The sequence below is a fragment of the Reyranella sp. genome, from assembly GCF_017305915.1.
Classification (GTDB): Bacteria; Pseudomonadota; Alphaproteobacteria; order Reyranellales; family Reyranellaceae; genus Reyranella.
Genome location: NZ_JAFKJN010000016.1, coordinates 1 through 24,849 on the forward strand (window position 1 = coordinate 1; position 24,849 = coordinate 24,849).

General features: G+C 68.3%; 18 protein-coding genes and 2 pseudogenes. 8 read left to right on the top strand and 12 right to left on the bottom strand.

The genetic code is table 11. The features are described from left to right. The 5 genes and pseudogenes from J0J01_RS14515 to gltB all read right to left on the bottom strand — a co-directional run. Positions 1-227 (bottom strand): annotated as a pseudogene (locus J0J01_RS14515) (hypothetical protein); the annotation flags it as partial. Positions 228-409: 182 nt separating this feature from the next. Then, positions 410-583: an OmpA family protein gene (locus J0J01_RS32725; RefSeq protein ID WP_365737219.1), complete on the bottom strand. Its 174-nt coding sequence runs from the start codon at positions 581-583 to the stop codon at positions 410-412. Between the two features lie 205 nt (positions 584-788). Continuing rightward, positions 789-1,454: pseudogene (locus J0J01_RS32730) on the bottom strand (P44/Msp2 family outer membrane protein); the annotation flags it as partial. Between the two features lie 99 nt (positions 1,455-1,553). Further along, positions 1,554-2,990 (bottom strand): glutamate synthase subunit beta, encoded by a 1,437-nt coding sequence (locus tag J0J01_RS14525; protein WP_296381746.1) that lies wholly within the window; start codon positions 2,988-2,990, stop codon positions 1,554-1,556. A 98-nt stretch (positions 2,991-3,088) separates the two neighbouring features. Beyond that, on the bottom strand, positions 3,089-7,747 hold the full coding sequence (gene gltB, locus J0J01_RS14530) for a glutamate synthase large subunit (RefSeq protein WP_365737066.1): 4,659 nt from the start codon (positions 7,745-7,747) through the stop codon (positions 3,089-3,091). Between the two features lie 152 nt (positions 7,748-7,899). Here gltB and J0J01_RS14535 point away from each other — a divergent pair, with 152 nt between their 5' ends. Then, the gene (locus J0J01_RS14535) at positions 7,900-8,205 is read left to right on the top strand and encodes a hypothetical protein (protein ID WP_296381747.1); all 306 of its coding nucleotides are present in this window, start codon (positions 7,900-7,902) and stop codon (positions 8,203-8,205) included. Here J0J01_RS14535 and J0J01_RS14540 read toward each other — a convergent pair. After that, positions 8,189-11,428, bottom strand: a complete 3,240-nt coding sequence (locus J0J01_RS14540) for an L-glutamate gamma-semialdehyde dehydrogenase (protein WP_296381749.1) — start codon at positions 11,426-11,428, stop codon at positions 8,189-8,191. The two genes, J0J01_RS14535 and J0J01_RS14540, sit on opposite strands and share 17 nt — an antisense overlap. Positions 11,429-11,444: 16 nt before the next feature. On the opposite strand from J0J01_RS14540, the gene J0J01_RS14545 reads away from it, so the two are divergent. The 3 genes from J0J01_RS14545 to J0J01_RS14555 are packed head-to-tail and all read left to right on the top strand — an operon-like array spanning position 11,445 to position 14,161. Next, positions 11,445-12,407 carry a tripartite tricarboxylate transporter substrate binding protein gene (locus J0J01_RS14545; protein ID WP_296381751.1) on the top strand — a complete coding sequence of 321 codons (963 nt, stop codon included), beginning with the start codon at positions 11,445-11,447 and terminating at the stop codon, positions 12,405-12,407. Positions 12,408-12,417: 10 nt separating this feature from the next. After that, entirely contained in the window at positions 12,418-13,686 is a 1,269-nt protein-coding gene (locus J0J01_RS14550; RefSeq protein ID WP_296381753.1) for a Rieske 2Fe-2S domain-containing protein, read from the top strand. 10 nt (positions 13,687-13,696) lie between these two features. Further along, positions 13,697-14,161, top strand: coding sequence for an aromatic-ring-hydroxylating dioxygenase subunit beta (locus J0J01_RS14555; protein WP_296381755.1), 465 nt, complete (start codon positions 13,697-13,699; stop codon positions 14,159-14,161). A gap of 168 nt (positions 14,162-14,329) precedes the next feature. Here J0J01_RS14555 and J0J01_RS14560 read toward each other — a convergent pair whose 3' ends face one another. The 4 genes from J0J01_RS14560 to J0J01_RS14575 all read right to left on the bottom strand — a co-directional run bounded on the left by J0J01_RS14560 (position 14,330) and on the right by J0J01_RS14575 (position 18,116). Next, a complete protein-coding gene (locus tag J0J01_RS14560; protein WP_296381757.1) occupies positions 14,330-14,734 on the bottom strand; it encodes a VOC family protein in 405 nt (134 codons plus the stop codon). Between the two features lie 309 nt (positions 14,735-15,043). Further along, positions 15,044-16,774 (bottom strand): thiamine pyrophosphate-requiring protein, encoded by a 1,731-nt coding sequence (locus J0J01_RS14565; protein ID WP_296381759.1) that lies wholly within the window; start codon positions 16,772-16,774, stop codon positions 15,044-15,046. A gap of 6 nt (positions 16,775-16,780) precedes the next feature. Next, positions 16,781-17,743, bottom strand: a complete 963-nt coding sequence (locus tag J0J01_RS14570) for a tripartite tricarboxylate transporter substrate binding protein (RefSeq protein ID WP_296381760.1) — start codon at positions 17,741-17,743, stop codon at positions 16,781-16,783. Beyond that, positions 17,736-18,116 (bottom strand): EthD domain-containing protein, encoded by a 381-nt coding sequence (locus J0J01_RS14575; RefSeq protein ID WP_296381762.1) that lies wholly within the window; start codon positions 18,114-18,116, stop codon positions 17,736-17,738. Before J0J01_RS14575 ends, J0J01_RS14570 begins: the two co-directional genes overlap by 8 nt. 59 nt (positions 18,117-18,175) lie before the next feature. On the opposite strand from J0J01_RS14575, the gene hrpB reads away from it, so the two are divergent. Then, entirely contained in the window at positions 18,176-20,602 is a 2,427-nt protein-coding gene (gene hrpB, locus J0J01_RS14580; protein ID WP_296381763.1) for an ATP-dependent helicase HrpB, read from the top strand. Here hrpB and J0J01_RS14585 read toward each other — a convergent pair. Further along, a complete protein-coding gene (locus J0J01_RS14585; RefSeq protein ID WP_296381765.1) occupies positions 20,599-20,937 on the bottom strand; it encodes a cupin domain-containing protein in 339 nt (112 codons plus the stop codon). The two genes, hrpB and J0J01_RS14585, sit on opposite strands and share 4 nt — an antisense overlap. A 31-nt stretch (positions 20,938-20,968) precedes the next feature. Between J0J01_RS14585 and J0J01_RS14590 the strand changes: the two genes are divergently transcribed. Both J0J01_RS14590 and J0J01_RS14595 read left to right on the top strand, forming a co-directional pair. Beyond that, positions 20,969-22,426 carry an amidase gene (locus tag J0J01_RS14590; protein ID WP_296381767.1) on the top strand — a complete coding sequence of 486 codons (1,458 nt, stop codon included), beginning with the start codon at positions 20,969-20,971 and terminating at the stop codon, positions 22,424-22,426. Positions 22,427-22,435: 9 nt separating this feature from the next. Then, positions 22,436-22,951 (top strand): adenine phosphoribosyltransferase, encoded by a 516-nt coding sequence (locus J0J01_RS14595; protein ID WP_296381769.1) that lies wholly within the window; start codon positions 22,436-22,438, stop codon positions 22,949-22,951. A gap of 5 nt (positions 22,952-22,956) precedes the next feature. On the opposite strand, the gene J0J01_RS14600 is transcribed toward J0J01_RS14595, so the two are convergent. Beyond that, complete coding sequence (locus J0J01_RS14600) at positions 22,957-23,571, bottom strand: LysE family translocator (RefSeq protein ID WP_296381771.1); 615 nt, start codon at positions 23,569-23,571, stop codon at positions 22,957-22,959. A gap of 185 nt (positions 23,572-23,756) precedes the next feature. Between J0J01_RS14600 and J0J01_RS14605 the strand changes: the two genes are divergently transcribed. After that, positions 23,757-24,848: a M14 family metallopeptidase gene (locus J0J01_RS14605; RefSeq protein WP_296381773.1), complete on the top strand. Its 1,092-nt coding sequence runs from the start codon at positions 23,757-23,759 to the stop codon at positions 24,846-24,848. Position 24,849: the final 1 nt, after the last annotated feature.

A 24,849-nucleotide genomic window follows, 5' to 3' on the forward strand; every position in this document is an offset into this window, starting at 1 on the left:
TCGACCCTGGGGCCGACGAAGTCGTAGCCGATCATGCCGCCGGCCGCCCAGCCGATGTCGGGATAGATCGTTCCGTTGCCCAGCGGGGTGCCCGTGCTGGTTTGGAACATCCAGGTCCCGCCGCCCTCGGCGCCGATGTAGAAGCCCGGGTACTGCAGGGTCTGGGCCTGCGTCACCACCGGCAAAGCCACCAGAACGGCCGCAGCCGCAAAAGCTTTCTTGATCACCGTCGTGTTCTCCCTCTTTCTGAGCAAGCCCTGCCTGCCCCGCGGTCGCGACTATAGGCGATTCCGTGGCGGACTTGTGAAACTTCAGGTGGTTAAAACCTCTGTTTGATCTCAAGTGTGGCATACAAGCCACAAAAAGGGCGGCCAGAGCCGCCCTTTAGTTTCTTCATAGGACTAGCATATTACTGGATGACGATCTCGACACGGCGGTTCTGCGGCTCGCGCACGCCGTCGGCGGTCGGGACCAGCGGCTGGCTCTCGCCCTTGCCGACCACCGAGATCGCCGTCGCCGGCACGCCGTTGCGCACCAGGGCATCCTTGACCGCGTTGGCACGGCGCAGCGACAGCGCCATCATTGCCGGTCGCCTTGAACTGGTCCGAGGCCTGCTTGATCGTGTTCAGGGCCTGCTGCGACAGGTTCGAGCGGTCCCAATCGAAGAACACCATGAACGACTTGACGTCGGCCGGACGGCTCGGCGGCACCGGCAGCGGGGCCGCCGGGGCGCCGAAGCGGACCTGGAGGCTCGCCAGCAGGCTGATGTTGTTGTTCTGCGGCGAGCCGGTCACGTTGAACGGCGTGCCGCCGACGTTGCCGTTGTAGGTGAAATTCGGGGTCGACGTGCCGTAGTAGCGGCCCTCGAGGTTGATGCGGAACATCGGATCGATGTTGTAGCCGACGCCCAGGATCGCCTGGTAAGCGAACTGGGTGCTGTTGGCCGAGACGTTCAGCAGGTTAGTGTTCAGGAACGCAATACCCGCACCGGCGCCGATATACGGCACGATCGTGCCGCCGGCGTTGAAGTCGTACAGCAGGTTGGCCATCACGGAAATCTGGTTGAAGTCGACGCCGACGCGGCCGATCGTGCCGGTGTTGTCGCGGTAGATGCCTTCGAGCTCGACGCGCGGCCCGAGGAAATCGTAGCCGATCATGCCGCCCGCGGCCCAGCCGGTGTTCCAGTTGGAATTGGCCGTGCCCGACACGAAGGCACCCGGGACCGCGGCCGACAGGTTGAACGAGTTGTTGAACATCCAGTTCACGCCGCCGATCGCGCCGACGTAGAAGCCGGGGTACTGCACCCCCTGGGCCTGCGCCGCCATCGGCAGGGCCACCAGAACGGCGGCCGCCGCAAAAGCTTTCCTGATCACCGTGCTCTCCCTGATTCCATGGGCAAAAGCTCTCGCACCCCGTGCGGGGATTATAGGCGATAACGCCCAGTTTGGTGCCATTTCAGACAGTTAAGCGCCTTGATTCGCCCAGCCTGTGACTTCGTCGCCACAGTTGGCTCCGCCTGACCGCTCGTTGCGCGAAGGGGCGTGAACGCCGGATCAGCGGGGCAAGGTCGAACTGCCCATGAGGCTTTCGTCGATCGACCGGGCGCACTGGCGGCCCTCGCGGATCGCCCAGACCACCAGGGACTGGCCGCGCCGCATGTCACCGGCGGCGAACAGCTTGGGCACCGAGGTCCGGTAATCCTTCACGTTCGCTGCAACGTTGCCCCGCGGATCGAGCGCGACTCCGGCCTCCTCGAGCATGCCCGGCTGGCGGGGGCCAACGAATCCCATGGCGAGCAGGACCAGGTCGGCCTTCAGCGGGAAGGCGCTGTTCGGCACCTCCACCATCTGCCCGCCAGCCCAGGTGACGCGCACGCACTCCAGCGCCTCGACCTTGCCGTTGCTGCCGACCGCCCGCCTGGTCAGGACGGCGAAGTCGCGGTCGGCGCCCTCCTCATGGCTCGACGAGGTCCGCATCTTGAGCGGCCAGTCGGGCCAGGTCAGGGCCTTGTTCTCCTTCTCGGGCGGCTCGGGCATGACCTCGAGCTGGGTGACCGAGGCGGCGCCCATACGGTTGGAGGTGCCGACGCAGTCCGAGCCGGTGTCGCCGCCGCCAATCACCACGACGTGCTTGCCGTTGGCGCTGATCGTGCCCTTGGGGGCGGCGCGCGCCTCGTCGTCGCCGGCGACGCGCTTGTTCTGCGGCACCAGGAAATCCATCGCGAAGTGGATGCCGTCGAGCTCGCGGCCCGGCACCTGCAGGTTGCGCGCCGCCTCGGCGCCGCCGGTCAGCGCCACGGCGTCGTAGCCTTCGAGCAGCGACTTGACCGACAGGGTCGCGCCGACCTCGACTCCGGTGCGGAACTCGACGCCTTCCTGCGCCATCTGGCGCATGCGGCGGTCGATCAGGTGCTTCTCCATCTTGAAGTCGGGGATGCCGTAGCGCAGCAGGCCGCCGACGCGGTCGGCCTTCTCGAACAGGGTCACCGCATGGCCGGCGCGCGCGAGCTGCTGGGCGCAGGCGAGGCCGGCCGGCCCCGAGCCCACGACCGCGACGCGCTTGCCGGTCTTCTTCGCCGGCAGCAGCGGCTGGATCCAGCCCTCCTCCCAACCGCGATCGACGATGGCGCATTCGATCGATTTGATGGTCACCGGGTTGTCGTCGATGTTGAGCGTGCACGACGCCTCGCACGGGGCGGGGCAGATCCGGCCGGTGAACTCGGGGAAGTTGTTGGTCGAGTGCAGCACCTCGAGCGCGTCGCGCCAGCGGTCGCGGCGCACCAGCTCGTTCCATTCGGGGATGATGTTGTTGACCGGACAGCCGCTGTGACAGAACGGGATGCCGCAATCCATGCAGCGCGCACCCTGCTTGCTCACCTCGGCCGGCGGCAGCGGATGGACGAATTCCTTCCAGGTCTTCAGGCGCGCCTCGACCTTGTCGTACGGCCGTTCCTTGCGCTCGATCTCAAGAAAGCCCTTTACGAGGCCCATAACGTCGACAACTCCCCTTATTTGTCATCCTGAGCGTAGCGAGGGATCTTTCCTGCGGCAGATCCCTCGCAAAAGCTCGGGATGACGGCCACGGGCCGTCACTCTGCCGCGACCGCCTTCGCCGTCGCTCGCTCGCGAGCCTGCAGCAGCGCGCGCTTGTAATCCTTCGGCATCACCTTGACGAAGCACGACACCGCGCGATCCCAGTCCTCGAGCAGCTCGCGCGCCCGCGCGCTGCCGGTGTGCAGATGGTGGCGCTCGACCAGGATGCGCAGCCGCTCGGCGTCGAAGCGCAGCAGGTCGCCCATGCCGTTGTCCTCGACGTCCACGCTGCGCTGGCGCGGCCGGCTCGGATCGCTGCCAGCATCGTCGAGCGGCTCGCTCGACAGGCCGCCGACCTTCTCCATCTCGACCATCGCCGGATTGCACAGGTCCTTGAAGCGTCCGCGCGGGTCGTAGACGTAGGCGACGCCGCCCGACATCCCGGCCGCGAAGTTGCGGCCGGTATCGCCCAGCACCACGACCACGCCGCCGGTCATGTACTCGCAACCGTGATCGCCGGTGCCCTCGACGACGCAGACCGCGCCCGAGTTGCGCACGGCGAAGCGCTCGCCGGCCACGCCCTCGAAGTAGGCCTCGCCGCCGATCGCGCCGTACAGCACGGTGTTGCCGACGATGATGTTCTCCAGCGGATCGCGATGCGCGCCGGACGGCTGGCGCACCACGACGCGGCCGCCCGACAGGCCCTTGCCGACATAGTCGTTGGCGTCGCCCGACAGCTCGAGCGACACGCCGTGCGCCAGGAAAGCGCCGAAGCTCTGGCCGGCGGTGCCGGTGAGCCGCACCGAGATCGTGTCCTCGGGCAGGCCGGTATGGCCGTAGCGCCTGGCGACCTCGCCCGACAGCATGGCGCCGACGGTGCGGTTGACGTTACTGACCGGCAGCTCGACCTGCACCGGCTGCCGGCTGTCGAGCGCGGGCTGCGCCGCCTCGATCAGCTTGTGGTCGAGCGCCTTGTCGAGACCGTGGTCCTGCCGCTCGCTGTTCCAGATCGCCACGCCCGGCTTGGCCGGCGCCTGGTAGAGCAGCCTGGAGAGATCGACGCCGCCCGCCTTCCAGTGGTCGACGGCACGGCGCATGTCGAGCCGGTCGACCCGGCCGATCATCTCGTTGAGCGTGCGGAACCCCAGCCGCGCCATGATCTCGCGCAGCTCCTCGGCGACGAAGAAGAAGTAGTTGATGACGTGCTCGGGCTGGCCGGTGAAGCGCTTGCGCAGCACCGGATCCTGGGTCGCCACGCCGACCGGGCAGGTGTTGAGGTGACACTTGCGCATCATGATGCAGCCGGCGGCGATCAGCGGCGCGGTGGCGAAGCCGAACTCGTCGGCGCCGAGCAGCGCGCCGATCGCGACGTCGCGGCCGGTGCGCAGGCCGCCGTCGACCTGAACGGCGATGCGGCCGCGCAGGCCGTTCAGCACCAGCGTCTGCTGCGTCTCAGCCAAGCCGATTTCCCACGGCGAGCCGGCATGCGTCAGCGACGTGAGCGGCGATGCGCCGGTGCCGCCCTCGAAGCCCGAGATCGTGACGTGATCGGCGCGCGCCTTGCTGACGCCGGCGGCGACCGTGCCGACGCCGACCTCGGAGACGAGCTTCACCGACACGCGTGCGCGCGGGTTGGCGTTCTTGAGATCGTGGATGAGCTGCGCCAGGTCCTCGATCGAATAGATGTCGTGATGCGGTGGTGGCGAGATCAGGCCGACGCCGGGCGTCGAGCGCCGCACACGGGCGATGTTCTCGTCGACCTTGTGGCCGGGAAGCTGGCCGCCCTCACCCGGCTTGGCGCCCTGCGCCATCTTGATCTGCAGGTCGTCGGCATTGACCAGGTACTCGGCGGTGACGCCGAAGCGGCCCGAGGCGACCTGCTTGATCGCCGAGCGCATCGAATCGCCGTTGGGCAGCGGCTTGAAGCGGTCCGCTTCCTCGCCGCCCTCGCCGGTGTTCGACTTGCCGCCGATGCGGTTCATGGCGATGGCGAGCGTGGTATGCGCCTCGCGGCTGATCGAGCCGAACGACATCGCGCCGGTCGCGAAGCGCCTGACGATGCTGGCGGCGGGCTCGACCTCCTCGATCGGCAGCGACGCATCGGCCCACTTGAGCTCCAGCAGGCCGCGGATGGTGAGCAGCCGCTCGTTCTGCTCGTTGATCGTCTGGGCGAACGCCTTGTACTCGTTGGAGTTGTTGCCGCGCACGGCGTGCTGCAGCTTGGCCACGCTCTCCGGCGTCCAGGCATGGTCCTCGCCGCGCAGCCGGAAGGCGTAGTCGCCGCCCGGGTCGAGCATGTTGCGATAGATCGGATTGTCGCCGTAGGCGTCGCGATGGCGGCGCACCGTCTCCTCGGCGATCTCCTGCCAGCCCGCGCCCTCGATGGTGGTGGCGGTGCCGGTGAAATACTTCTCGACGAAGCCGGAATGCAGGCCGACGGCGTCGAAGATCTGGGCGCCGCAATAGGACTGGTAGGTCGAGATGCCCATCTTGGACATGACCTTCAGCAGTCCCTTGCCGACCGCCTTGATGTAGTTCTTCTGGACCTCGTAGGCCTTGAGCGGCAGGCCGTTCTGGACCCGCAGCCCCTCCAGCGTCTCGAAGGCGAGATAGGGGTTCACCGCCTCGGCGCCGTAGCCCGCCAGGCAGCAGAAGTGATGGACCTCGCGCACCTCGCCGGATTCGACCACCAGGCCGGTCTGGGTGCGCAGGCCGCGGCGGATCAGGTGATGATGCACCGCCGCCGTCGCCAGCAGCGCCGGGATCGGCACGCGGTCGGCCGATACCGCGCGATCGGACAGGATCAGGATGTTGCGGTCGGCGAGCACGCAGTCGGTCGCCTCGGCGCAGACCCGGTCGAGCGCCTCCTCGAGGCCCGCCGCACCTTCCGACGCCGGCCAGGTGCAATCGATGGTTGCAGTGCGGAAGGCGCCGTCGAGCAGCTCCTCGATCGAGCGGATCTTCTCCAGCTCGGCGTTGGTCAGCACCGGCTGGCTGACCTCGAGCCGCTTGTGGGTGCCGGCATGCTGGCCGAGCAGGTTGGGCCGCGGGCCGATCATCGACACCAGCGACATCACCAGCTCCTCGCGGATCGGATCGATCGGCGGGTTGGTGACCTGGGCGAAGTTCTGCTTGAAGTAGTTGTAGAGCAGCTTCGACTTCTTCGAGAGCACGGCGATCGGCGTGTCGGTGCCCATCGAGCCGACCGGATCGTCGGCCTCGCTGCTCATCGGCTCGAGGAAGAACTGGATGTCCTCCTGGGTGTAGCCGAACGCCTGCTGACGATCGAGCAGGGTCGAGGGATCGTTCGACGGCGCCGGCGTCGGCGCCTCGGGCATCTCGCTCAGCTCCTCGAGCTTGTACTGCGTCTCGCGCAGCCATTCCTCGTAGGGCTCGGCCTCGGCCAGCGTGCGCTTCAGCTCCTCGTCCTCGACGATGCGGCCCTGCTCGAGGTCGATCAGCAGCATCTTGCCGGGCTGCAGGCGCCACTTGCGCACGATCTTCTCTTCGGGGATCGGCAGCACGCCCGCTTCCGAGGCCATCACCACCATGTCGTCGCTGGTCACCAGGAAGCGCGCCGGACGCAGGCCGTTGCGGTCGAGCGTAGCGCCGATCTGGCGGCCGTCGGTGAAGGCGATCGAGGCCGGGCCGTCCCACGGCTCCATCAGCGCGGCGTGATACTCGTAGAAGGCCTTGCGCTTGGCATCCATCAGCGGATTGCCGGCCCACGCCTCCGGGATCAGCATCATCATCGCATGGCTGAGCGAGTAGCCGCCGGCTAGCAGCAGCTCGAGCGCGTTGTCGACGCAGGCGGTGTCCGACTGGCCGTGCGGGATGATCGGCCACATCTTGTCGAGATCGGCGCCGATCAGGTCGGATTCCATGGTGCGGCGGCGGGCATACATCCAGTTGACGTTGCCGCGGACGGTATTGATCTCGCCGTTGTGGGCGATGAAGCGGTAGGGATGCGCCAGCTTCCACGACGGGAAGGTGTTGGTCGAGAAGCGCTGATGGACCAGGCAGAGCGCCGACTGGGTCAGCGGGTTCTGCAGGTCGGTGTAGAAGCTCTCGACCTGGCCGGCGAGCAGCAAGCCCTTGTAGACCACGGTGCGCGTCGAGAAGGACGGCATGTAGAGCTGCGACAGGCCGGGCAGCTTGTGCTTCTTCTCGAGATCGACCAGCGGGTTCTGGGTCTGCTTGCGGATCGCCAGGATCTTGCGCTCGAAGGCGTCCTGATCGGCGAGCTTGGGGCTGCGGCCGACGATCGCCATCTTGATCACCGGCATGCGCTCGATGACCGCGGTACCGAGACCGGTGGTGTCGGTCGGCACGTCGCGCCAGCCGACCAGCTTCTGGCCCTCGACCTTGATGAAATGCTCCAGCCGCTTGACCGCGAAGGCGCGCGCCTTCTCGTTCTGCGGCAGGAAGCACATGGCGACGGCGTAGTGGCCGGGTTCTGGCAGGTCGACACCGGTCTTGCGCGCCCAGTCGCGCAGCAGGGCATCGGGCGTCTGGATCATGCAACCGGCGCCGTCGCCGACCAGCGGATCGGCGCCGACCGCGCCGCGATGGTCGAGGTTCAGGAGAATCTGCAGGCCCTGGCGGATGATGTCGTGCGACTTGCGGCCCTTGATGTTGGCCACGAAGCCGACGCCGCAGGAATCGTGCTCGTTGCGGGGGTCGTATAGTCCCTGTTTCGGCGGCAAATCGGTCAAATTCACAGGCTGCCCGCTGCCGGACAGCTCCCCCCAACGAAGCTTCGGTATGGGCCTTATTAGCCCGGCTGTTCGGCCGGGGCAAAAGCGATTGTTGCTCCGCAGGAGGCCCTGTAGGGTGCCCCCGCAAAGCGTCCGTTCGGGGGTTTTCGATGGTGAGATGGTCGGTTTTGGCAGGTCTTGGCCTGATCGTGGCCGCGGGTGGCTGCGCCAGCCGGACCGGGCAAGTCGCCTACACCACGCCGGGCTGGTACCTGGAGCGGCCGCGCTTCATGCTGGTGACCGGCCCCGAGGTCTTCGCCGGCCCCTTCACCTACGAGCAGTGCGAGGCCGAACGGGTCAAATTCCCGGACGAGACCGCCAAAAGCCTGCTGTGCATCCAGGAGAAAACCCGGCCCGGACCGTATGGCCCATTCGACAAGATCCAGGCGGACAAAAAACCTAGCCAATCGTCATAAGGCTGGCGTTGCCGCCGGCCGCCGCCGTGTTGACGCTGAGCGAGATCTCGTCGACCAGAGCCTCGCGGCGCCAAGGCGCGAGATGCAGCGGCACGATCGGACCTTCGCGTTCGGCCAGATGGCGGGCGAGCGCCAGCAGCGCTTCGCGGCTGCCGGCGAACAGCGCAGCGCCGATATGCGGGTCGTCGACATCCTGGGTGACGCGATTGCCGGTCGCGCGGACGGTCTCGACCTGGGCCTGCAATTCCGCCGGATCGTCGGCGACGCAGAGGATCGTGCCCTTGGGCCGCAGCCGGTAGCTGTTGCGCTCACCGACCGACCCCGGCAGCTCGCGCGCCAGCCCCTCCAGCGGTAGCGGCGGCACCTCGGCCAGCAGGCGACGCACATAGAGCGGCCCGCCGGCTTTCGGTCCGGTGCCGCTGAGGCCGTGGCCGCCGAACGGCTGCACGCCGACCACGGCGCCGATCACCGTGCGATTGACGTACTGGTTGCCGGCGGCGTTTGTCTCGGTCGCGCGGTCGATCGTCTCGTCGATGCGGCTGTGCACGCCGAAAGTCAGACCGAAGCCGGTGGCGTTGGCCTCGCGGATCACGCGGTCGAGGCCCTCGCGCGGATAGCGCAGCACGTGCATCACCGGCCCGAACACCTCGCCCGGCAGCTCGGCGATCGAGTCGATCTCGATCAGGGTCGGCGGCACGAACAATCCGGCCGGCGCCGGCGTCTGCGTCACCCGGCGGCCCTTGGCGCGCATCGCCGCGATATGGTCGAGCAGCCGTTGCTGCGCCTCGGCGGTGATCACCGGGCCGACATCGGTCGACAGCAGCGCCGGATCGCCGACGCTGAGCTCGGCCATCGCCTCCTTGAGCATCGGCAGGACGTGGCCGGCGATGTCCTCCTGCAGGGCCAATACGCGCAGCGCCGAGCAGCGCTGGCCCGCCGAATCGAACGCCGAGGTCAGCGCGTCGTTCACGAGCTGCTCGGGCAGCGCCGAGGAATCGACCACCATCACGTTCTGGCCGCCGGTCTCGGCGATGAACGGCACGACCGGCCGCTTCGCCAGCGTGCGATTGATCGACTGCGCCGCCTGCGTCGAGCCGGTGAAGACCACGCCCTCGATCGCCGGGTTGGCGACCAGCGTCGCGCCAACTTCGCCGTCGCCGATCACCAGCTGCAGCACCTCGGCTGGCAGCCCGGCGCCGCGGAACAGCGCGACCGCCTGGACGGCGATCTTCGGCGTCTCCTCGGCCGGCTTGGCGACGACGCCGTTGCCGGCCGCCAGCGCGCCCGCGATCTGACCGGTGAAGATCGACAGCGGGAAGTTCCACGGGCTGATGCAGGCGACGATGCCCAGCGGCACGTGCGTGTCGTTGCGCCAATCGCGCACCTGCGCTGCGTAATAGCGCAGGAAGTCGGCCGCCTCCCTCACCTCGCCGACGGCATTCGCATAGGTCTTGCCCGCCTCATGCACGATGGTCGGGATCAGCTCCAGGCGGCGTGCCTCGAGCACATCCGCGATCCGCGTCAGGCAGGCTGCGCGTTCCGCCGGTGACGCTGTCCACGGCCGCGCGTTCCGGCAGGCATCATCGACCTCGACGCCAGCAACCTCGACCGTGGGCACAGCCGCCATCGCGGCCGACAGCTCGGCGAGGCGATGCTCGTTGCTGATGTCGAAGCCCGTCGAGTTCACGCGCTCCTCGAACAGGGCGCGCGGCAGGGCGATGCGGTCGTGCGGCCGGCCGACCGGCTGCAGCATCCTGGCGCGCTCGACCGGATCGGCCAGCAGCTTGTCGATCGGGACGTCCGGATCGGCGATCTGGTTGACGAACGAGGTGTTGGCGCCGTTCTCCAGCAGGCGGCGCACGAGATAGGCCAGCAGCGTCTCATGCGTGCCGACCGGCGCGTAGATGCGGCACGGCACGTCGAGCCTGTCGCGGCCGACCACCTCCTCGTAGAGGCTCTCGCCCATGCCGTGCAGGCACTGGAACTCGTATTGGCCTTTCGGCGCGATGCCGTAGAGCGTCGCGAGCGTCAGGGCGTTGTGCGTCGCGAATTGCGGAAACACCCGATCGGTCGCGGCGAGCAGCTTGGCTGCGCAGGCGATGTAGGAAACGTCGGTGTGGATCTTGCGGGTGAAGACCGGGAAGCCCTCCAGGCCATCGAGCTGCGCGCGCTTGATCTCGCCGTCCCAGTAGGCGCCCTTGACCAGCCGCACCATCAGGCGATGACCGCTGCGCCCGGCCAGATCCACCAGCCAGTCGATCACGTGGGGGCAGCGCTTCTGGTAGGCCTGGACCACGAAGCCGATGCCGTGCCAGCCGGCGAGCTCCGGCTCGAAGCACAGCCGCTCCAGCAGGTCGAGCGAGATCTCCAGCCGATCGGCTTCCTCGGCATCGATGTTCAGGCCGATATCGACCGAGCGCGCCAGCACCGCCAGCACCTTCAGCCGCGGATAGAGCTCGGCCTGCACGCGCTCGAGCTGGCTGCGCGTGTAGCGCGGATGCAGCGCCGACAGCTTGATCGAAATGCCGGGCCCTTCGTAGATGCCGCAGCCCGCCGACTCCGCGCCGATCGCTCGAATGGCCTTCTCGTACTCCGCGACGTAGCGGTCGGCCTGCGCCATCGTCACCGCCGCCTCGCCCAGCATGTCGTAGGAATAGCGGAAGCCTTTGCGTACCCACGGCCGGCCGTTGGCGAGCGCCTCGCCGATCGTCTGGCCCGACACGAACTGCTCGCCCATCAGGCGCATGGCGATGTTGACGCCGGCGCGGATCAAGGGCTCGCCGCCCTTGGCGACCAGCCGGGTCAACGCCGAGGTGAGGCCGCGCTCGCTGTGCGTGCTGGTCAGCCGGCCGGTCAGCAGCAGGCCCCAGGTCGCGGCATTCACGAACAGCGACGGGCTGTGGCCGAGATGCGCCTGCCAATCGCCGCCGCCGATCTTGTCGCGGATCAGCGCATCGCGCGTCTCGTCATCGGGAATGCGCAGCAGCGCCTCGGCGAGGCACATCAGCGCCACGCCCTCCTCGCTCGCGAGCGAGTATTCGTGGATCAGCCCCTCGACGCCGTAGCCCGGTCCCTTGGCACGCTGCCGCTCGACCAGCCGCCGCGCCAGCGCCGTCGCACGCGCCATGGTCTCGGCCGGCAAGGCGGCGGCGGCGAGCAGCGGCGGCAGGCACTCGGGCTCGGGCCGCCGATAGGCCGCGGTGATCGCGTGGCGCAGGGACATGCCCTAACATAGGGGCATGACAGCCCGTTTGCGCCTGCTGATCGCGGCGCTCCTGCTGGCAGCACTGCCGGCACAGGCCCAGACCTGGCCGCAGAAGGGCGTGCGCATCATCGTGCCCTTCCCGGCCGGCGGCTCGAACGACACGCTGTGCCGCATCGTCGCCGACAAGCTTTCGAGCGAGTGGAAGCAGCCGGTGATCGTCGACAACAAGGCCGGCGCCGGCGGCAATATCGGCGCGGAGATCGCCTACCACGCCCCGGGCGACGGCTTCACGCTGCTGTGCGCTCCGCCGCCACCCCTGGCGATCAATCACAATCTTTACAAGACGCTGCCCTACGACTGGTCGAAGTTCGTGCCCATCACCGTGCTGGCGCTGACGCCCAACGTCATCACCGCGCGCAAGGACCTGCCGGCCGACACGGCGCAGGAGCTGATCGCCTACGCCAAGGCCAATCCCGGCAAGGTGACCTATGCCAGCCAGGGCAACGGCTCGACCTCGCACCTGTCGGCGGCGATGCTGGCGAGCCAGACCGGCATCCAGATGGTCCATGTGCCCTACAAGGGCGAGGGACCGGCGCTGGTCGACATCACCGCCGGCCGGGTCGACATCTTCATCGGCAACATCTCGGCGGCGCTGCGCTTCGAGAAGGCCGGCCAGGTGAAGTTCCTCGGCCTCGCCGCCACCAGCCGCAGCCCGGTGGCGCCGAACGTGCCGGCGGCGGCCGAGATCGGCCTGCCCGACCTGATCGCCTCGGCCTGGTTCGCCATCGTGGCGCCTCCCGGCACACCCAATGCAGTCGTGCAGAAAATCAACCGGGACGCCGCCGCCGCGCTGACCCTGGGCGACGTGCGGGCGAAGTTCCTCGACCAGGGCGCCGAGCCGGTCGGCAGCACACCGGCCGGCACCGCCGCCTTCATCAAGGACGAGGAAATGCGCTGGCGCGACGTGATCAAATCGGCCAACGTCGCCTTGGAGTAAGGAGGTCGCCATGGACGTCCGTTACGAAGAACAATCGACGACGGTATGGCCAGAGGACTCGCTCGCGCGGGTGCCCTACTGGGTCTACCAGGACACGCCCAACTACAAGCGCGAGATGGAGCGGCTGTTCGAGGGCGCGACCTGGAACTTCGTCTGCCTCGAGGCCGACATCCCGAACAAGGGCGACTACCGCACCAACCAGCTCGGCGACATGCCGGTCATCGTGGTGCGCGACGCCAACGGCGCGATCAACTGCTTCGAGAACCGCTGCGCCCATCGCGGCGCCCTGATCGCCTTCGACGACGGCGGCAACGTCCAGAACAACTTCAAGTGCATCTATCACGCCTGGAGCTACGACCTCTGCGGCAACCTGAAAGGCATCGCCTTCGAGCGCGGCATCAACGGCCCTGATGGCGTAATGAGGGGTGGCATGCCGGCGGGCTTCGAGCGCGACCGCTTCAGCCCGCGCAAGCTGCGCACCACCACATTGTGCGGCCTGGTGTTCGCGACCTTGTCGCCCGAGACGCCGCCGATCGAGGACTATATCGGCGCCGATGTTCTCGGCCGCATCAAGCGCGTGCTCAACCGGCCGATCCGGGTGATGGGCCGCTTCGTGCAGCCGCTGCCCAACAACTGGAAGCTCTACGTCGAGAACGTCAAGGACACCTATCACGCGAGCCTGCTGCACACCTTCCTGACGACCTTCCGCATCTCGCGCCTGACCCAGGGCGGCGGCGTGCTGGTCAGCCCCGACGGCGGCAATCATTCGAGCTACACCATCGGCATCCCCGAGGGCGCCAATGCCGACGCCTACAAGCAGCAGCAGATCCGCACCGACCAGGACGGCAAGTTCGCGCTGGCCGATCCCAGCGTGCTCGATTCGGTCGAGGAGTTCGGCGACCACATCCAGCTCCAGATCCTGTCGGTGTTCCCGGGCTTCATCCTGCAGCAGATCCACAATTGCCTGGCGGTGCGCCACGTCGTGCCGCGCGGCGTCGACAAGATGGACCTGGTGTGGACCTACTTCGGCTTCCAGGACGATTCGCCCGAGATGAACCGGCGGCGGCTGAAGCAGCAGAACCTGGTCGGGCCGGCCGGCTTCATCTCGATGGAGGATGGCTGCGTTGGCGGCTTCGTGCAGCGCGGCACGCTCGCGGCGGCCGACCACGTGTCGGTGATCCAGATGGGCGGCAGCACGGCCGAGAGCCAGGAGACGCGCGCGACCGAAGCCTCGGTGCGCGGCTTCTGGAAGGCCTACCGGCGGCACATGGGCTATTGAGACCGGCACGATGGATCTGGCGCGTATCGTCGAGTTGAACGCCGTCTACGCGCGCGTCATCGACACCGAGCAGTTCGAGGAATGGCCCAAGCTGTTCCACGATCCCTGCCTCTACAAGCTGACCACCGCCGACAACGTCGCCAAGGGGCTCGAGGGCGGGCTGATCTACGCCGACACGCGCGGCATGCTGGAGGACCGCATCTCCTCGCTGCGCAAGGTCAACATCTACGAAGGCCAGCGCTACCGCCACATCGTCGGCCTGCCGGTCGTGCTGGGCGAGAAGGACGGCGAGACCGAAACAGAGACGCCGTTCCTGATCGTGCGCATCATGCGCGAGGGCCAGATGGACGTCTTCGCCACGGGCTGCTACCGCGACAAGATCAAGCCCGATGCGTCCGGCGCGCTGCGCTTCCACGAGCGCATCGTGGTCTGCGACGGCCGCCGCTTCGACACCCTGGTGGCGATCCCGTTTTAGCTAATCCTCCCCATTCATATGGGGAGGTGCCCGCGTCTTACGCGGGCGGAGGGGTCATGAGTCACGTCACGCGGCTCATGACCCCTTCGTCGCGGATAGGGCACTTTCACGCGGAGCGTGAAAGTGCCGACGCGCCACCTCCCCATATGAATGGGGAGGAATTCTGAGCTACTTGTACGACGACACCTCGATCAGGTTGCCGTCGGGATCGCGGCAATAGACCGAGATGATAACGCCCATCGCGCCGTTCTTCTCGCCGGGGCCCTCCTCGATGGCGACGCCGCAGCTCCTGAAATGATCGGCCACCTGCTGCGGCGTCGACTTCGTCAAAAAGCAGAGATCGTCGCTGCCCGGCGCGATCGCACGGCCGGTGAACCATTGCTTCTGCGTCGCCGTCTCCGGCCGCAGGTTGATCTTCTGTCGCCCGAAATGCATCGATGTCACCTTGCGGCCGGGACGCGGCTCGGTGACCGCGCGCTTCATGCCGAGCACGCGCTCGTACCAGGCCGCCGCGGTCTCGACGTCCTTCACGTTCATGACGAGATGATCGAGGGCTTCGACAGCAAGTGGCATGGCGGCTCCTTCAGAACGCGGAAAGCCTGTGGATAGCGGCTACTGGCAGAGTCGCATTATGGGCAATGGACCGCGATTCGACCCGCATAAAACGCGGCCGGATCATCGAACCATTGCCCATAATAGGTGTGCAGCGCGCGGTCGTGCAGTGTGGTGCCCATGATCGTGGTGGCATTGCGTTATCTGAGGCTGGGACTCCGCAAAGTCTTGCGGGGGGATTTCCGTGCAAAATTTTTTGAGACTCGCAGGCCTTCGACGCCGATACCATCGGCATCGAAGCCGTCCCACGGCCGCTTGGGACGGATGGGACTAAAGCTTGGTCACGCGCGCGTGGAGGACGGCCGAGCGGCCCTCCTTGAGCGCGGCGAGGCAGCGGACGATGGCGCCCTCGACCGCATCGGAGTCGCTCACCAGCTCGCCATGCGCGCCGGCAGCTTCGGCGACCTTGGAGAAGTCCATGTCGGGCGCCAGCACCGAGCCGTAGTCGGCGGCGGCCTTGGCCTCGCCGTCGGGATAGACGCGCAAGGTCGCCTCCTTCACAGCGGCCCAGCCGGTGTTGTCGAGCACGACGGTGAGCACCGGCAGCTTGTATTGCCGGCCGACCGCCAGGGTCGATTGCGGGTTGGAGAAGTAGAAGGTGCCGTCGCCGACCACCTGCACGACGGTGCGCTCGGGCCAGGCGAGCTTCAGGCCGAGCGCCATGCCGCCGGAGAAACCGAGCCCGCCGCCCGACAGGCCGACCAGCGAGCCCGGTGTGGTCCGCGGCATCTGCTGCATCACCACCGGGCCGTTGCGGATCGCTTCGTTGAGCACGACGGCGTCGGAGGGCAGCGCCTTGGCCAGCGCCGCGCAGAGATAATGCGGGCTGATCTCGCCCGGCTTGCCGCGATTGGCGGCCGCCTTGGCCGCCTGCTCGCGGCGGGCCGCGCCCTCCGCCGCCAGCGTCTTCACGCGCTCGGCGGCGCGCGTCTTGAAAGCATCGTCAGCGCGCGCCTTCAGCACCGCGAGCAGGTCAGACAAAATGCGATGACTGTCGCCGGCCATCCTGAGGTTGCCGGGGAAGGTCCAGATCGGGAAGTTGCGCTTCTCGGCGTCGACGTCGATATGCGCCCACCAGGTCGCCGGATTGTCCGGCATGTCGCTCGGGATCCACGGCACGTCGACATCGACCAGCAGGCCGACATCGGCCTCGGCCAGCGCCTTGGCCGGCATGAAGCCGCCATGGCACGGTGAGTCATGAGGCAGGTTCACGTAGAGCGGGTTGAACTCGACGACCCGGATGCCGGCGAAGCGCGCCAGCTCGTCGAGCACTGCGACGGTCGCATGATTACGCCCGGCATAGGCGCTGATCAGCAATGGCCGCTCGGCGGCGAGCAGGCGATTGGCCAGCAGCTCGATCGACCCGGCATCGACGCCGCGCGCCGCGACCGCGCCGAACCGCTCGGCGGGATAGGAGCGGATCTGGCCCTCGCTCCAGCTGTCGGTCAGCGTCTCGCGCGGGAAGGTCAGATAGACCGGCCCCTTGGGATCGCTCTCCATCACCGTGTGGGCGCGGCGCAGCGCTTCCTTGGCGATCACGCCGGACGGCAGGTTGTATTCCCACTTGGTGTAGGGCCGCACGATGCTCGCCTGGTCGAACGGCTCCTGCACGAAATGCACGTAGGTGTCGCGCGTGCCCAGCAGCTCGCCGCGCGTCGTGAACGGCGCCTTGCCGGCCATCAGCATCACCGGCACGCGGGCGCGGCAGAGATTGTGCAGCGCCATCGCCGAATTGGCGGTGCCGGCATCGACATGCACCATCACGCCCTGGCCGCGGCCGGTGGCGATCGCGTAGCCCGCCGCCATGTGCACGGCGGTGTTCTCGTGCGGGCACAACACCGTCGCGGGCAGCTTGCGGCCGTCGCGGCGGAACTGCGCCATCGCCTCGATCAGCGGCGCATGGTCGGTGCCGAAGTTGCAGAAGAGATAGTCGAAACCGATCTCGTTCAGGCCTTCGAGGAAGTAGTGGGCCGTCGCGTGGCGAGCCTCGTTGGTGTCCATGGGGCCTCAGTCGAGCTTGATGTTGGCTTTGTCCGCGACCGCCTTCCACCGCCCGATGTCGCGGACGATGAGGTCGCGGAACTCCTTGCTGCTGGTCGAGCGCGGGTCGACGTAGATCGCCTCGAGCGCGGTGCGCACCGCCGGCTGCTCGACCGTGTCCTCGATCACGTCCTGCAGGCGCTCGACGACGTCGGGCGGCGTGCCGTTGGGCGCCACGACGCCGGTCCACAGCTCGATCTCCATGTCGGAGATGCCCTGCTCGGTGAAGGTCGGCACGTCGGGAAAAGCCGGCGGCCGCTTCGCTGTGGTGATGCCGAGCGCGCGCAGCTTGCCGGCCTTGAGCGGTCCGGCGATGGGGCCGGAATCGGCGATGGTCATCAGCACCTGCCCGGCCAGCACGGCCTGCACGGCATCGCCGCTGCCGCGATAGGGGATGTGCTGGAACTGGGCGCCGGTGCGCTGGTTGAACAGCTCCGAGGCGAGCTGGAAGGGCGTCGCGCTCGAGGCGTAGTTGGCGAGCTTGGGATTGGCGCGGCCGTATTCGACTAGCTCCTTGATCGTCTTCGGCGGCTGGTCGGCCCCGACCACCAGCAGCAGCGGGAACTCGGCGAGCAGCGAGATCGGCACGAAGTCGCGCAACGGGTCGTAGGGCAGCTTGCTGTAGACCGCGGGGTTGATGGTCATCGGCCCGCTCGGCGCGACCAGCAGGGTGTGGCCGTCGGGGGCTGCCTTGGCGACGATCTCGGCGGCGACGATCGATTGCGCACCGGGCTTGTTGTCGACCACCACTGGCTGGCCGAGCTTGTCCTGCAGCTTGGCCGCGACGATGCGCGCGATCAGGTCGTTGCCGCCGCCGGCCGAGTAGCCGACCACCAGCCGGATCGGCTTGGTGGGGAACGTCTGTTGCGCGCGCGCCCTGCCGATCAGCGGCAGGGCGGCGCCCGAGGCGAGGAGCGATCGTCTAAGCATCGCGGCCAGCGTAGATCACTTGCTCGCGGTTCAGCCAGAGCGGCGAGTTGGCCAGATCGATGAACTTCGCCTCGTCCTCGAGCAGCAGCCGGCCGGCCTCGCGGCCCTCGGCCGTGCGGCCCGACGCGCGGAAGGCCTCCTCGCTTTCCCACGACAGCTCGGCGACGCCGTCGTACGGATCCGGCGCGCCGCGTACCTTGGCCATGCCCACGCCGAGGTCGTCGTCGCGGCGATGGACCTGCACGTAGCGCGCCATGCCCAGCGCCGGCTGCAGGCGGCGGACCAGCGGCCCGTGCCTGTTCAGCCAGTAGTCCTGGAACTCGGCCAGCGACAGGCCGGGCTTGCGGCGCAGGCAGAAGGTGAGCTTGAGCACGCGAGTCCTCCCTCGATTTGGACCGATTTTGGCCGATCATACGGTATAAGCGCCGCGCCATGGATGCCCTTCCCGTCGACGAGGCCCTGCCACGCCTGAAGGCCGTGCTGGCGGAGCGCCCGGCCGCGGTGCTGGTCGCGCCGCCCGGCGCCGGCAAGACGACGCGCGTGCCGCTGGCGCTGCTCGATGCGGCGTGGCTGGTCGGGAAGAAGATCATCATGCAGGAGCCGCGGCGGCTGGCGGCACGCGCGGCGGCGCGGCGCATGGCGGCGACTCTCGGCGAGGCGGTCGGCGAGACCGTCGGCTATCGGGTGCGGCTCGACAGCAAGGTCGGCCCGCGCACCCGCATCGAGGTCGTCACCGACGGCCTGTTCCTGCGGATGCTGCAGGACGACCCATCGCTCGACGGCGTCGGCTGCGTGATCTTCGACGAGCTGCACGAGCGCGGGCTGGAGACCGACCTCTCCTTCGCCCTGGTCCGCGAATCGCAGCAGGCCTTGCGCGAGGACCTGCGGGTGATCGCGATGTCGGCGACGCTCGATCCCGGCCCGGTCTCGGACCGGCTGGGCGGCGCCCCGGTGGTCGACTCAGCCGGCCGCATGTTCCCGGTCGACACGCGCTATCTCGACCGCGAGGCGAGCGGCCGCTTCGAGGACATGGTCGCCGGCGCCGTGCGCAGCGCGCTGACGCAGGAGAGCGGCAGCGCGCTGGTCTTCCTGCCCGGCGTCGGCGAGATCCGCCGCGTCGAGGAACGGCTGCAGGGGCTCGCCGCCAATGTCGATGTTGCACCGCTCTACGGCGACCTGTCGCCGGCCGATCAGGACCGTGCGATCTCGCCGTCGCCGGCCGGCCGGCGCAAGGTCGTGCTGGCGACCTCGATCGCCGAGACCAGCCTGACCATCGAGGGTGTGCGGATCGTGATCGATGGCGGGCTGATGCGCGTGCCGCGCTTCTCGCCGCGCTCGGGCATGACGCGGTTGGAGACAGTGCGGGTGAGCCAGGCCTCGGCTGACCAGCGCCGCGGCCGCGCCGGGCGGCTCGAGCCCGGCATCTGCTTCCGGCTGTGGACCGAGGAAGCGCAGCGCGGCCTGCTGCCTTTCACGCCGCCCGAGGTCCTCGACGCCGATCTGGCGCCGCTGGCTTTGGAGCTCGCCGCCTGGGGCGTGACCGACGCGAGCACCCTGCCCTGGCTGACGCCACCGCCCGCATCGGCGCTTGCTACCGCCCGGTCGCTGCTGCTCGACCTCGGGGCGATCGACCCTTCGACTGCGCTCAGGGCAGGTGCGTCCGGCGCGATCACACCGCACGGCCGCGCCATGGTGCGGCTCGGTCAGCATCCGCGCCTCGCCCATCTCGTCCTCAAAGGACGCGACCTCAAGCAGGGCAAGGTCGCCGCCTTGATCGCCGCCATCCTCGGCGAGCGCGATTTCCTGCGCGAACGCGACGTCGACCTGCGCCATCGCGTCGACATCGCCTTGTCCGGCCGTGCGCCGCGGCTGGTCGCCGAATCGGCGCGGCGCCTCACGCCACGCGAGGCCCGCGACGAGACTCCCGATCCGTCGATGACCGGGGCGCTGCTGGCACTCGCCTATCCCGACCGCATCGGCCGCCGCCGTGCGGGCACCGCCAACCGCTACCTGCTGTCGGGCGGCCGCGGCGCGGCGCTGCCCGAAGGCGATCCGATGTCGAACGAGGAATTCCTGGTGGTCGCCGACCTCGACGGCGCGGCGCAGGACGCGCGGGTCTTCCTTGCCGCGCCGATCGCGCTTGCCGAGATCGAGGAGCTCTACGGCGAGCGCATCGTCGACGAAGAGGTCGTCGAATGGCGCGACACTGTCGTCGCGCGGCGGCGCCGGCGCTTCGGCGCGCTGGTGCTGGAAGACAAGCCGATCAACAGGCCCGATCCGGAGAAGGTGAAGGCGGCGATGCTGGCAGGCCTGCGCCAGCGCGGCCTGCCCTGGACGGACGAGCTGCGGGAGTGGCGGCAACGCATCGCCTTCCTGCGCCAGCTCGACGCCCACTGGCCCGACCTGTCCGACGAGGCGCTGCTGCGATCGCTCGACTGGCTCGAGCCGTTCGTCGACGGCACGGCGCGGCGCATCGACTTCGCCGCGGCGGTCAAGGCGCTGGTGCCGTGGGACCGCCAGCGCCAGGTCGATGCTTTGGCTCCGACGCATATCGAGGTGCCGAGCGGCTCGCGCCTGCCGATCGACTACACGAACCCGGCCGAGCCGACCCTGGCGGTGCGGCTGCAGGAGATGTTCGGCCTCACCGACACGCCGCGCATCGCCAACCGGATCCCGGTGACCATCCATCTGCTGTCGCCGGCGCGCCGGCCGGTGCAGGTGACGCGCGATCTCGCGAGCTTCTGGAAGACCACCTATCGCGACGTGAAGGCCGAGCTGAAGGGCCGCTACCCCAAGCACTACTGGCCGGACGATCCGCTGATCGCCGAGCCGACCGCCCGGGCCAAGCCGCGACGCTAGCCGGCGCGATGCACGGTGAGCCACACTGTCGGCGGCTCGGCCTGTGTCCATTCGACCCGATGGCGGACGTGCGCGGGAATCTCGACCCAATCGCCGGGCTTCAAGTCGAGGGTCACGTCGTCCGTCTCGACCCGCAGCCGCGCTGCACCCGAGAGCAGCACCACGAACTCGGCGTCGGGCTGGTCGTACCAAGAGCCGGGCGGGCTCGCCTGGCCGGTCGAGACGATGCGCTCGATGCGAACGGTCGGGCTGTCGATCAGGCGCTCGACCTGCTCTTCCGCCTGGGGCGAGGGCAGGCCGTGCAAGAGGCTGCCATGGGCCAACGGCTTCTTCACGGTGGGCGGTACAATATGGTACGGCCTTGGGATGTCCAACGCCCTGCCCTTCCAGACCGCGAAGCAACTGGCCGCCGCGATCCGCAAGAAGAAGATCGGCTGCGTCGAGCTGCTCGATCTCTACCTGAAGCGCATCGAGACGCACAATTCGGCACTCAACGCCATCATCGCCATGGATGTCGAGGGCGCGCGCAAGCGGGCCAAGGCGGCGGACAAAGCGGTCAAGGCCGGCAAGAAGCTCGGCCCCCTGCACGGCGTGCCGATGACCCTGAAGGAGTCCTACGACATCGCGGGCTACCCCACGACGTGGGGCAATCCGGCGTTCAAGGACAAGAAGGTCGAGAAGAATTCCTTGGCGACGCAGCGGCTGCTCGATGCCGGCGTCACCCTGTTCGGCAAGACCAACGTGCCGCTCAATCTCGCCGACTGGCAGAGCTACAACGAGGTCTACGGCGTCACCAGGAATCCCTGGGACTTGTCGCGCACGCCGGGCGGATCGTCGGGCGGCTCGGGCGCGGCGCTGGCCGCCGGCCTGACCGGGCTCGAGGCCGGCAGCGACATCGGCGCCTCGATCCGCAACCCCGCGCATTATTGCGGCGTGTTCGGCCACAAGCCGACCTGGGGCGTGGTCTCGCCGCGCGGCCATGCGCTGAACGGCAACGTGGCGCAGGCCGACATCAGCGTCTGCGGCCCGCTGGCGCGCGGCGCGGCCGATCTCGAGATCGCGATGGACGTGATGGCCGGCCCCGACGACATCGACGGCCGCGGCTGGAAGCTCGCTCTGCCGCGCTCGAAGAAAAAGAAGTTGCGCGACTTCAAGGTCGCGGTGGTGCTGTCCGATCCCAACTGCGAGGTCGACCAGTCGGTGCAGGGCTGTATCCAGCAGCTTGCCGACTTCCTCGGCAAGAACAAGGTCAAGGTCAGCGACAAGGCGCGGCCGGCGATCGACACGGCCGAGCAGAACGACGTCTACATCCGCCTGCTGCGCGCCGCGACCTCGGGCCGGATGACCGACGAGGTGTGGACGCAGGCGGCGCGCGACGCCGCGGCGATGCCCGATTCGGACATGAGCTACTTCGCCCAGATGCAGCGCGGCAACTCGCTGTCGCATCGCACCTGGCTGCAGCTCAACGAGAAGCGGCACCGCATGCGGATCGCCTGGGATGCGTTCTTCAAGGACTACGACCTGGTGCTCTGCCCGGTGGCGGTGACGGCGGCCTTCCCGCACGACCACAAGGACCCGCGCCACGAGCGGCTGATCGTGGTCAACAACAAGCAGGTGCCGGTGGTCGACCAGATCTTCTGGGCCGGCTACTCGTGCGTTACCTATTTGCCGGCCTCGGCTGCGCCGATCGGCCAGTCGAGCGACGGCCTGCCGATCGGCGTGCAGATCGTCGGCCCGCAGTACGGCGACTACGACTGCATCCAGTTCGCCAAGCTGCTCGAGCAGGAGTACCGCAGCTTCGTGCCGCCAGCCGCCTACCCGTAAAGGACTTGCATGAATCTCAAGGACCACATCCGGTCGATCCCGGACTTCCCCAAGCCGGGCATCCTCTTCTACGACATCTCGACCCTGCTGGCGCATCCCAAGGCGTGGCACGCGACCATCGAACGACTCGCCGACCTCATCCGGCCACACAAGCCGGACGTGCTGGCCGGCATCGAATCGCGCGGCTTCCTGCTGGCGGCCCCATTGGCTCTGGCGCTCGGCACCGGCTTCGTCATGCTGCGCAAGCAGGGCAAGCTGCCCGGCATCACGGTGCGCCACACCTACGCGCTGGAGTACGGCACCGACACGATCGAGATCCAGGCCGACGCCATCGACAAGGGCAAGCGCGTGGTGCTGGTCGACGACCTGCTGGCCACCGGCGGCACCATGGCGGCGGCAATCACGCTGCTCGAGCAGGTCGGCGCCGTCGTTCCCTCGGCGGCCTGCATCATCGAGCTGACCTTCCTCGAGGGCCGTCAGAAGGTGCCGGTGCCGATCGAGGCCCTTCTGCAGTACGACAGCTAGACGCGCTATCGCTGCTCGCTGGCGAGCCTGAGGCCGAGCGCGACCAGCGCGGCACCGGTTGCCGCCTCGATCAGGCGTCCGACCGGACCGCGGCGCAGGTAGTCGCCGGCGCGCGACAGCACGCAGGCGTAGCCAGTCAGCCAGAGCAGGGTCATCGCGCCGAACAGCAGCCCGTGCAGCACCAGGCCGGCAAAATCGTCGGCGAACTGCGGCAGCATGCTGGAGAAGAACACCGCCATCTTCGGGTTGCCAAGGTCGCTCAACAGTCCCTGGCGGAAGGCCGCCGCCGGTGTGAGGCGCGTCTGCACGACGCCGATCTCGCGCCGCATCGCACGGCCGCGCCACGCCGACCACAACGACGCAGCGCCGAGATAGAGCAGGTATGCCGCGCCCAACCAGCGCACGGCCTCGAACACCATCTCCGACGCCATCAGCAATGCCACCAGACCGAGCGACGTGCCGAGCGCCCAGATCGCCTGTCCGGCGGCGATGCCCAGCGCCGTGAAGCCGCCGCCGCGCCGGCCGCCGATCAAGGTGTTGCGCACCGTCAATGCAGTATCCGGCCCCGGCGTCGCGATCACCAGGAACGACACCGCCAGGAATGCCCATAGGGAGGCCATCGTCATCTCCGCCATCCGCTCGCGCCCGCAGCCATGCTAGAGCACATTCCGTCCGGCTGGAATCAGCCGGACGGAATGTGCCCTGTGAGACAGCATCGCCCATGCGCGCATTTCCGAGTAGATGGAATCGCGCGCGGTTCCATCTACTCGGAAATCGCTCTAGCATCGCGCGGGAGGCGTTTTGTATGGTTTCGATTCCGGCTTGTTTTTCCGAGAGCTACGCCGAGGCACGCGCCAAGTTCTGCCGCGCTGCCGCGGAGGCTGGCGGCGCGATCCGCTCATGGCTCAACCCCAACGCGCTCGGGCCCAGCGGTGAGCGGCTCTACCTCGACACCGCGCGCTTCGGCCCGGCCGACGCGCCCAATATGCTGGTGCTGATCTCGAGCACGCACGGCGTCGAGGGCCATTGCGGCTCGGGGGCGCAGATCGCCTGGCTGGCGACCGGCGGCCCGGCGAAGCTGCCGAAGGGCACCGGCGCGCTGATCGTGCACGCGATCAACCCCTACGGCTTCGCCTGGACGCGCCGCGTCACCGAGGACAATGTCGACCTCAACCGCAACTTCGTCGACCACGACAAGGCCTATCCGAGGAACGACGGCTATCTCGCGATCGCCGAAGCGATCCTGCCCGGCGAGTGGAGCGAGGACAGCCGGGCCGCGACCCAGCGCGTGTTCGACTCCTACGCCCAGAAGCACGGTGCCTTCGCCCTGCAGGGCGCGCTCAGCAGCGGCCAGTACAGCCATCCCGACGGCATCTTCTTCGGCGGCGCGCGGCCGACCTGGAGCAACCGCACGATCCGCCAGATCGCCCGCGAGGAGCTCGGCCGCGCCCGCCGCGTCGGCATCATCGACTTCCACACCGGCCTCGGCCCGTTCGGCCATGGCGAGCTGATCTGCGCCGTGCCGCCGACGGCCAAGTCCTTCCCGCGGGCGCGCGCCTGGTACGGCGACGAGATGACCTCGCCCGAAAGCGGCACCTCGACCTCGGCGATCGTCGTCGGCATCATGACCGACGCCTTCCCGCAGGAGCTGCCCGATGCCGAGGTCACGCCGATCGCCATCGAGTACGGCACCTACTCGGTGCCCGAGGTGCTGGGTGCGGTGCGCGCCGACAACTGGCTGCATCATCGCGGCGATCTCGCCTCGCCGCTCGGCCGCACGCTCAAGGCCGACATGAAGGAACGCTTCTTCCCGGCCGGCGACAAGTGGCGCGAGATGGTGTGGCAGCGCGCCGACCAGACCATCGGCTGGGCCCTCGCGGGCCTCAGCGCGGGATGAG